8 protein-coding genes are annotated in these 7,371 nt (G+C 50.6%); 5 read left to right on the top strand and 3 right to left on the bottom strand.

Going from position 1 to position 7,371, the window contains the following annotated elements; all coding sequences use genetic code 11:
- Window positions 1–177 precede the first annotated feature (177 nt).
- A complete protein-coding gene (locus H6F80_RS17325) occupies window positions 178–1,863 on the top strand; it encodes an alpha-amylase family protein (RefSeq protein ID WP_190792773.1) in 1,686 nt (561 codons plus the stop codon).
- A gap of 62 nt (window positions 1,864–1,925) precedes the next feature.
- On the opposite strand, the gene H6F80_RS17330 is transcribed toward H6F80_RS17325, so the two are convergent.
- On the bottom strand, window positions 1,926–2,276 hold the full coding sequence (locus H6F80_RS17330; RefSeq protein ID WP_190792774.1) for a hypothetical protein: 351 nt from the start codon (window positions 2,274–2,276) through the stop codon (window positions 1,926–1,928).
- A 564-nt stretch (window positions 2,277–2,840) separates the two neighbouring features.
- Between H6F80_RS17330 and H6F80_RS17335 the strand changes: the two genes are divergently transcribed.
- The 4 genes from H6F80_RS17335 to H6F80_RS30445 all read left to right on the top strand — a co-directional run bounded on the left by H6F80_RS17335 (window position 2,841) and on the right by H6F80_RS30445 (window position 5,920).
- Window positions 2,841–4,382, top strand: a complete 1,542-nt coding sequence (locus tag H6F80_RS17335; RefSeq protein WP_190792775.1) for an acyl--CoA ligase — start codon at window positions 2,841–2,843, stop codon at window positions 4,380–4,382.
- Window positions 4,379–5,353 carry a 2-dehydropantoate 2-reductase gene (locus H6F80_RS17340; RefSeq protein WP_190792776.1) on the top strand — a complete coding sequence of 325 codons (975 nt, stop codon included), beginning with the start codon at window positions 4,379–4,381 and terminating at the stop codon, window positions 5,351–5,353. The genes H6F80_RS17335 and H6F80_RS17340 overlap by 4 nt, the downstream gene beginning before the upstream one ends.
- A gap of 35 nt (window positions 5,354–5,388) precedes the next feature.
- A complete protein-coding gene (locus H6F80_RS17345) occupies window positions 5,389–5,694 on the top strand; it encodes a sensor histidine kinase (protein WP_190792777.1) in 306 nt (101 codons plus the stop codon).
- Window positions 5,695–5,797: 103 nt separating this feature from the next.
- Complete coding sequence (locus H6F80_RS30445) at window positions 5,798–5,920, top strand: hypothetical protein (protein WP_277879190.1); 123 nt, start codon at window positions 5,798–5,800, stop codon at window positions 5,918–5,920.
- 131 nt (window positions 5,921–6,051) lie between these two features.
- Here H6F80_RS30445 and H6F80_RS17350 read toward each other — a convergent pair whose 3' ends face one another.
- A complete protein-coding gene (locus H6F80_RS17350) occupies window positions 6,052–6,912 on the bottom strand; it encodes a hypothetical protein (protein ID WP_190792778.1) in 861 nt (286 codons plus the stop codon).
- A gap of 195 nt (window positions 6,913–7,107) precedes the next feature.
- A partial coding sequence (locus tag H6F80_RS17355) for a hypothetical protein (RefSeq protein WP_199296647.1) occupies window positions 7,108–7,371 on the bottom strand: 264 nt, incomplete at its 5' end.

Below are 7,371 nucleotides of genomic sequence, written 5' to 3' on the forward strand. Positions count from 1 at the left end.
TAGAAGATACAATCTGGCTAGCCGGAAGGAATGCACCAACCCGAAATGAAGTACTTAGGGTTTACTTGTCGTTCAATGATTAAAGGCAAAGGGTTTTTGGCGTGTACATTGGCGTACACAAAAAATTCCTTGTCCGCTCTGTAAGTTTGAATCAAGTGAGTAGGTATTGTAAGGCTTATGCTGGATTTATGGTACAAAAACACCATCATTTATTGTCTCGATGTGGAAACCTTTCGGGATAGTGATGGAGATGGTGTGGGTGATTTCCCAGGACTGACTGAATGCCTTGATTATTTATCAGGTTTGGGAATTACCTGTATCTGGCTAATGCCGTTCTATCCCAGCCCAAATCGTGATAACGGCTATGACGTGACTGACTATTACAATGTCGATTCGCGTTTGGGCACATTAGGCGATTTTGTTGAATTTACGCGGCAGGCAAATCATCGCGGCATTCGGGTGATTGTCGATCTGGTGGTGAATCATACCTCAACCGAACATCCGTGGTTTCAGGCAGCTTGCAGTGATCAACAATCAAAATACCGGGATTACTACGTTTGGAAAGAAAAAAAGCCAGAGGACGCAGACGAAGGCATCGTATTTCCAGGGCGACAATCGACCACATGGACGTATCAAGAACAGGCACAAGCCTTCTATCATCACCGCTTTTATGAGCATCAAGCAGACCTCAACATTGCCAATCCCACAGTGAGGCAGGAAATCTGCAAGATCATGGGCTTCTGGCTTCAGTTAGGTGTGTCAGGTTTTCGGGTGGATGCTGCACCTTATCTGATTGAGCTACAGGGCGTGGAAGACCAGGCAGATGTAACCGATCCTTTTACCTACCTGAGCGAATTTCGTGATTTTCTCTCCTGGCGGCGCGGCGATGCGATCGTCCTGGCAGAAGCAAATATCAGCATTGAGGAAATGCCCAAATACTTTGGCAATGGCGATCGAATGCAGATGCTATTTGGGTTTATCGTCAATCAGCAGATGATGCTGTCGCTGGTGCGCGAGGAAGCCGCTCCGCTGGTCAATGCGCTAAAGTCCCTGCCGCCGATTCCCCAGATCGGACAATGGGCAATTTTTGTGCGAAATCATGATGAGCTGTCGCTCGATAAACTCACCCCCGCTGAACAAGAGGAAGTTGCCGATCAGTTTGCGCCCGATCGCGAGCAGATGTGGATTTTCGATCGCGGCATTCGCAGGCGGTTACCGCCAATGGTGGAGGGCAACATCCGGCGGATTCAGCTTGCCTACAGCCTCATGCTGACCCTGCCCGGCACGCCTGTGCTGTTTTATGGCGAAGAGATTGGCATGGGCGAAGATTTATCGCTCGATGAGCGTAATTCTACCCGAACTCCAATGCAGTGGTCGGACGCACCGAATGGAGGATTCTCCACTGCGCCAAGCGAGAAACTGATTCGTCCTGTGATTTCCGAGGGGCAATTTGGCTATGCTGCCGTGAATGTCATGGATCAGCGGCGCGATCCCAAATCGTTGCTCAACTGGATGGAGCGGGCAATTCGGATGCGAAAAGAATGTCCTGAATTTGGCTGGGGCAAGTGGCAAATCCTGGATACGGGAAAGCCGCAAGTGTTTGCCCACCGCTGCGAGTGGCAGAAGGGTGCGGTAGTTGCGCTTCACAATCTCTCTAGTCAGCCCTGCACGGTAACGCTAAGCAGTTCGCCGGAAAATAGTCCGCCAGGAAACAGTCCGCCCGAGAACCTGCCGGAGAACGATCACCATTGGCTGGAACTGTTAGGCGACTGCCCCTATGAACCGTTAAAAGGCGCGTCTCGCGAGATTTACCTGGAGAGCTATGGGTTCCGTTGGTTTCGCGTCTGTTCCCGAGGAGCCTAGTGATTTATGAATTTAATCTATGAGTCTACAAGTGAAACAGCAAGTGAAACGGCAATCGATTGCTAGTAATAACCTGCGCTGTCGTGCTGCTTAATAGCTGCCTGATACGCACGATCGGCTAAAAGACGTGGAACGAGCTGTCCGTTTTCATCGAGCAAGCCTTCGCGCTGCATGAATTTGTAGATAATTTCGGACATCAACCGTTCAACGTGCAACGTTTCGCCTTCAAGCCATTGATGAATTTCGAGGGCTTGAGGTTCTTCTTTCGGACAATTGGCAGTGTAGTAGCGAAACTTCCGAACTTCTCGGAGCAAACCAACTAGATAAGCAGGACATTCACAGGAGATAACATCAGAGATATTGCAGATCTCTTGAAGCTCCTCATCGGAGAATTGGGGAGTGATTGCAGTCATTGGGAAAATGAATCTCCTAACACGATCCACAGGGGTTCCACAGAGACATTCTGGCAGGGCGGTTAATGTTGCCAGGATAAACGTAGATGCTTCGATCAACGTTCAAAAACAGGGACTACAGGTTGAAAGGCAAATGGAGATAGAGTGTATCTCAGCCGATCCTTAAATTGCACATCCTTCTTAACTGCACTTATAGGATACCCATTGAGGATTTGGTTTATTTTAGCTGGGAGCCACACCCGGAAAAAATACCTCTAGAGGAGTAGAAACTACGTAATTGTTAAGCATTAGAAGGTGATATTAAATACACGAATCTACTCTTAAAGGGGCACTTTGCTAATACAGTCGAGCAGCAATCGTCACAATCACGGCTCAGGAGAATTGTTGGTGAGTATCCGAGGTGCGGCATGGTTGCCCCAATTCCTGAGTGCTGCCTCAATCCCTTAATGTTAAAGGACTTTCTAGAGGACTTTAAAGCTCTCAAGCTCAGGCTTCTGTCTTGAATCAAGCTGATACAATCAATCGTATTTTCCCGCAACGCCCAATCTTTTTGCAATTCCTTTCATGACTGCAACGCTACCTCCATCTACAACATTACTCGATTTGCTACTTGGTGAAGATGACCAGATCGCGCTGATTGCGCCCAATTCTCCCGGCATTTCCTATCGCCAACTGCGGCAGCACGTCGTTGCTCTGGTAGAAACGCTGAACCAGTTTGGCATCGGTCGAGGCGATCGGATTGTGATTGCAATGCCCAACGGCGTCGAGATGATCATCACGTATCTGGCGGCGGCAATGTGCGGCACAGCAGCCCCTCTCAACCCGAAATACAAGCCTGAAGAATTTGCTTTTTACTATGAAGACACGCAGGCAGCCGCGCTGATTACCCTTAATGACGGCATCGAAGCTGCGCGGTCGTCTGTCCTGCCAGAGATGCTGCTGATTAAAGCCACAGCAAACCCAGACGGAATGCTGACCTTTGAGAAAACTGGAGGAGCCGCTCGACCCGCAAAATCGCCGGAATTAGCCGTTTCTGAAGACGTAGCAATGATTTTGCACACCAGTGGCACTACCAGCCGTCCGAAGCGAGTTCCGATTCGCCATCGCAATCTGGCAGCCTCGGCGACAAATATTATCGGAACCTACGGCCTCACCGCCGCCGATCGCGCTTTGTGCATTATGCCGCTGTTTCATGTGCATGGCATTGTCGCTTCGATGCTGTCTACCCTGGCATCCGGCGGTACGGTGATCTGTCCGAATGGCTTTAACGCAATGGAGTTTTGGAGCATTCTGACCGAATTTCAGCCAACCTGGTATTCCGCCGTGCCCACCATGCACCAGCTTCTTTTATCACGGGCAGAGCGCAACCGAGAGGCGATCGCCGCCAGCCGCCTCAGATTTATTCGATCGAGCAGTTCTTCGCTCCCGCCGATCATCCTGGAGCGGCTAGAGCAGACCTTTAACGCGCCCGTGCTGGAAGCCTACAGCATGACCGAAGCTGCCCATCAGATGACCTCGAATCCTATGCCTCCGGCAGCACACAAAGCAGGCACAGTCGGCTATGGTCACGGTGTTGAAGTCGGAATTATGAATGAGGCAGGCAATCTCCTGGCATCCGGCGAACTAGGGGAAGTGGTGGTTCGCGGCGCAAATGTCGTAGACGGCTACGAAAATAATCCAGAGGCAAACGCCAAAGCATTCACCAACCGCTGGTTTCGCACGGGAGATCAGGGCTACCTTGATCCAGAGGGCTATTTATCCCTGACCGGGCGCATTAAAGAGCTGATCAACCGGGGCGGCGAGAAGATTTCTCCGCTTGAGGTCGATAACCTGCTGCTGCGTCATTCGGCAGTGGCAGAAGCGATCGCCTTTGCAGTTCCTCATAAAATGCTGGGCGAAGATATCCATGCGGCAGTGGTGCTTAAGGGCGATCGGACGGCGAGCGAGAAAGAGCTGCGCGACTATTGCGCCGAACATCTGGCAGAGTTCAAAATTCCCCGGCAATTTCACCTTCTGACTGAGATCCCCCGTGGAGCAACCGGGAAGCTGCAACGACTCAAAATGGCAGAACTGCTGAATCTAAGCGCAGAGGGCAAATCACCATGAGAATCTGCATTGTTGGGGCGGGTGCGATCGGCGGCTATCTGGGTGCAAAGCTGGCACTTGCCGGAGAACAAGTGACCCTTATCGCACGAGGGGCGCACCTGGAAGCGATCCAGACCCACGGGCTAAAACTGAGATCGCCCAATGGAACCGAAGAAGCGGTGAAAGAAGTGTTTGCGACCCAGGACATTCGCCAGGCAGGAACCCAGGATATCGTCGTCGTCGCGTTAAAAACCCAGAGTGTCCCTGCGATCGCCCCCCAATTGCCCGCCCTTTACGGATCGGAAACGATCGTCGTCACCGCACAAAACGGCATTCCCTGGTGGTATTTCCGCAAGCTGGACACCCCTTATGCAGATTACCGGATTCGGGCAGTTGATCCTGACGGAACAGTCGAGGCAAATATTTCGGTCGATCGTGTGATTGGCTGCATTGTTTATCCGGCGGCAGAACTGGCGGCTCCCGGTGTGGTGCAGCATTTGAAAGGCGATCGGTTTACCCTGGGCGAACTAGATGGCTCCAAGAGCGATCGGCTGCAAAAACTCGCGCAAACGTTCCGGCACGCAGGCTTAAAGGCTCCTGTACGAAACCAGATTCGCAATGAGCTATGGGTCAAGCTCTGGGGTAACCTGGCGTTTAACCCCCTCAGTGCCCTCACGCGCGCTACCCTAGAGCAAATCTGTCAGTATGCCCTCACCCGTGATCTGGCACGAGCCATGATGCAGGAAGCCCAGACGATCGCTGAAAAGCTGGGCGTAGAGTTCGGCATTTCCCTGGAGCAGCGGATTCAGGGCGCAGAAGAAGTCGGGGCACACAAAACCTCTATGCTGCAAGATATCGAAGCCAGACGACCAACCGAAGTAGACGCGATCGTCGGGTCTGTTGCCGAACTGGGAAGGCTGACCCAAACGCCAACCCCTCACATTGATGCAATTTATGCCAGCGTTAAACTGCTAGAGGAGCAGTACAAATAACGATCGGATGAGATCTCCCTGAAGGAGCACCGATTATGACTCGCGATGCAGCAATTAGCCATGCCCAACTCGAACAGCTCCAAATGATTAACCGCAGCGGTGAACACTTGCTGATGCTGATTAATGACGTTTTAGAGATGTCAAAGATTGAAGCAGGTAGAACAACATTAAACGAAAATAGTTTTAGTCTATATCAGCTTTTGCAATCAAACGCAAAAGGACTGGAACTTACTTTTGAGCAGAATGGGAATGTTCCGGAATATCTCCAGGCAGATGAAGGGAAACTGCGGCAGGTCTTAATTAACCTGATTGGCAACGCGATCAAATTTACAGCAAGTTGACGGGTTACGGTTCGTACGGTTGTGAGTAATCAGTCTGATTGTTGAAGACCGATGGGGAAATCACCAGTGGCTCGATCGCCTGCTCACGCTAACAGAATTTGAATTGCGCGAAGACCAAACTGCAATTGCCCAAACTCTGAGTGATCTGGTCGATCGCCTTCAGTTTCAAGAGATTGTCGCGCTGACGCAAAATTTCGCTACCCCAACCAGTCATGAGCTAGATTAAAAAACCGTGCTTGGAGTTAGCACGGCTCATGCATTACACAAATTGAATTAAATCTGCCAGGTAAACTGCACCCTGAAAAAATAAAAATCACTGTATCTCGGTATGCACAATCAAGAATCGGTGCGAGTGCTTTAGCCCTCCTGATGGCTTGGCATCGACTCAACCGATCTGCGCTTCAATAGTTTGGCTGCTCCGATCGCACTTAGAACGATCGCCGTAGTCACACCTGGTTCGGGAACCTTCGCAGGTGGGGCTGGAGGTGGCGACACAAGAACGACAGGAGGAATATAAGGAGCCGGAACCGGAGCTGGAGCTGGAGTCGAGTCTTGAGTCGGAACTGGAGCCGGAGCCGGAGCTGGAGCCGGAGCTGGAGCTGGAGCCGGAGCTGGAGCTGGGGTCGGAGTTATGGGAGCGGTTCCCACCAGCTTACTGCTGCCCTCACGATTCGTTCCGACGCTTTGAACGCGCACCCCAAAGCTTTGATTCGTAAACAGAGACAGATCTAACTTGTGACCCAGTTTATGAGAGAGGGTAAAGACTGTCGATTGAATGTCATCACCGGCACCAATTCCTTGTGTACCAATCTCAACACCGGCATCAAAGAATTGCTTCTCACCCTTTCTACCCTCACCGTTCAGGTTGTTTCCGTTACCCAGCTCATTCACCTTACCGGCATCAAAGAGAAATTGGGATACGTTTGCTCCAGTTATGGTGAGATTCTTCAAAAGCGAATCATCACTAATGTTGAAGAAAATTCCCCGCAGATCTGCGAGATTAACGGTTCGATCGACATCCACCTTGAACTGAATGTTTCCAGCTCCGGCTGCCTGATCGTCTAGCGTGAAGTTTATTTTGGCAGGATCGCCTGTAAACGGGCTGACGCTAAAGGACAAAGAAGCCGCACTTGCAGACGAAAAGTTGCCTGCAACCAGGGGAAGAGAGACTGCGGTCAGGGCCACGGGGAGGAGCCTTGTTAAAACAATATGCTTCATGGAAATCGACTCCGCGTTGCAATAAAATAACAGAGTTACTGTATGCAACCTACACTATTTTCAAGGAAAACAAATCACGATTTCCACGCGCTTAATTGACTTTTTATTGATTGCAAAATCAATCCGAGAAAGTACGGAATTGCAAAATTTATCTCGGAAATTACCTGCGTTTTCGATCGCTCAATTTCCTTTTAATTAAGCCGTTTTGTGCGGCAAAGCCTGTACATTTACGGATGGTTGCATCGGCGGTTTACCGTTTGCTTTTGCAGTTGCAGGGGGTAGAGGTTGGATTAGATCAGATTGGGAACCATTTTGAGTGCTATTGACGCTGCTAGTTCCGTTACCAGGGTTAGGCATCCACCAAGCCATAATTCCCGTAACGCCGCCCCAATAGAGTGCCTGATAGCTATCCTGCTGGTCGGTAACTGCGAGTTTGTAGAGGCTAAATGTTAAGACGAC

The organism is Leptolyngbya sp. FACHB-711 (assembly GCF_014695615.1).
In the GTDB taxonomy this organism is placed as follows: domain Bacteria; phylum Cyanobacteriota; class Cyanobacteriia; order Elainellales; family Elainellaceae; genus Leptolyngbya_A.

Bases quoted from the DNA above. Each gene is read 5' to 3' on its own strand.
- H6F80_RS17325 (WP_190792773.1), top strand. From the start codon at position 178: ATGCTGGATTTATGGTACAAAAACACCATCATTTATTGTCTCGATGTG.
- H6F80_RS17330 (WP_190792774.1), bottom strand. From the start codon at position 2,276: ATGACTGCAATCACTCCCCAATTCTCCGATGAGGAGCTTCAAGAGATC.
- H6F80_RS17335 (WP_190792775.1), top strand. From the start codon at position 2,841: ATGACTGCAACGCTACCTCCATCTACAACATTACTCGATTTGCTACTT.
- H6F80_RS17340 (WP_190792776.1), top strand. From the start codon at position 4,379: ATGAGAATCTGCATTGTTGGGGCGGGTGCGATCGGCGGCTATCTGGGT.
- H6F80_RS17345 (WP_190792777.1), top strand. From the start codon at position 5,389: ATGACTCGCGATGCAGCAATTAGCCATGCCCAACTCGAACAGCTCCAA.
- H6F80_RS17350 (WP_190792778.1), bottom strand. From the start codon at position 6,912: ATGAAGCATATTGTTTTAACAAGGCTCCTCCCCGTGGCCCTGACCGCA.